The sequence below is a fragment of the Candidatus Thermoplasmatota archaeon genome (assembly GCA_030018475.1).
GTDB lineage: Archaea > Thermoplasmatota > JASEFT01 > JASEFT01 > JASEFT01 > JASEFT01.
Genome location: JASEFT010000010.1, coordinates 21480 through 22841, shown reverse-complemented (window position 1 = coordinate 22841; position 1362 = coordinate 21480). Strand labels below are relative to the sequence as shown.

Annotated in this window: 1 protein-coding gene; it reads left to right on the top strand. The window is 40.2% G+C overall.

What is annotated here, in order from left to right:
- A partial coding sequence (locus QMD21_02660) for an FAD-dependent oxidoreductase (GenBank protein MDI6855669.1) occupies positions 1 to 1362 on the top strand: 1362 nt, incomplete at both ends.

Here is a 1362-nt window from a genome sequence, read left to right as displayed (position 1 = left end):
TTGGAGGCAGAAGAAGAGGGCGTGAGGATAAATTATCTAGTAGCGCCAACAAAAATCATTGGTAAAGATGGAAAAGTTGTAGGGCTGGAATGTATTAGAATGGAGCTTGGCGAGCCTGACGAAACAGGGCGAAGAAAGCCTGTACCAATCAAAGGGAGCGAGTTCATTATAGATGCAGATATGATAATACCTGCTATCGGACAGGAAACAGAAATAAACTTTTTGAAAGCCAATAATTTTGAGCTCACAAAAAAAGGCACTTTATCAGTAGATTCAAATACACTTGCTACAAATTTAAAAGGTATTTTTGCAGGCGGAGACCTTGTAAGAGGCCCTTCTACGGTCGTTGAAGCAATTGCAGATGGCTACCAAGCAGCTGTTTCTATCGACAAATACCTGAAGGGCGAAAGTTTAGAATTAAAGAGAGAAGAGAAGCATGTGGTTGGGATAGAAGAAGTTGATATTAAAGCAGTTCCGAAAAAGGCAAGAGTAAAGCAGTTGCAACTACCAGCTCAGGAAAGAATAAAAAATTTTGCAGAAGTAAACTTAGGTTTTACAGAGCAGCAAGCAATCGAAGAATCAAAAAGATGTCTTAATTGCGCTGGTTGCAGCGAATGCAAAGAATGCGAAAAAGCGTGCGAGCCTAAAGCTATTATTTACGACCAGAAAGAAGAAACTCTAGAACTCGAAGTAGGTGCAATTGTAGTAGCTACCGGATTCGATATTTTCGATGCATCTTTAAAACCAGAATACGGCTACGGCAAATATCAAGAAGTTATTACCGGCTTGGAATTTGAACGTCTCAGTTCCGCAAGCGGTCCTACAGGCGGTGAAATTATTATCAATGGTAAAAAACCCAAAAAAGCAATTTTCATACAATGTGTAGGCTCAAGAGATAAACAAGTGGGCAACGAGTACTGCTCTAGAGTATGCTGCATGTATACTGCAAAACAAGCTCATTTAATCAAAGAGAAAATACCCGATTGCGAAGTCATTGTTTGCTATACAGATGTAAGAGCTTTTGGTAAAGGATTTGAAGAGTTCTATGATAGAGTAAAAAACGAAGGTGTTATTTATAGGCGCGGCAGTGTTGGCGAGGTCTACAAAAAAGCAGGCAAAGTTATTGTAAGAGGTGAAGACACACTCACAGGAGAGGTCTACGAAGAGGAAACTGATTTAGTTGTATTAGCTACAGGCTTGGTACAGAGAAAGGATTCAAAAGAGTTAGGTACCTTACTCAGAACTGCATATGGTACAGATGGGTTCTTTCTTGAAGCGCATCCTAAGTTAAGACCTGTAGATTCAAGAGTCAGCGGAATTTTCCTTGCAGGTTGTTGCCAAGCGCCAAAAGATATTCCTGAC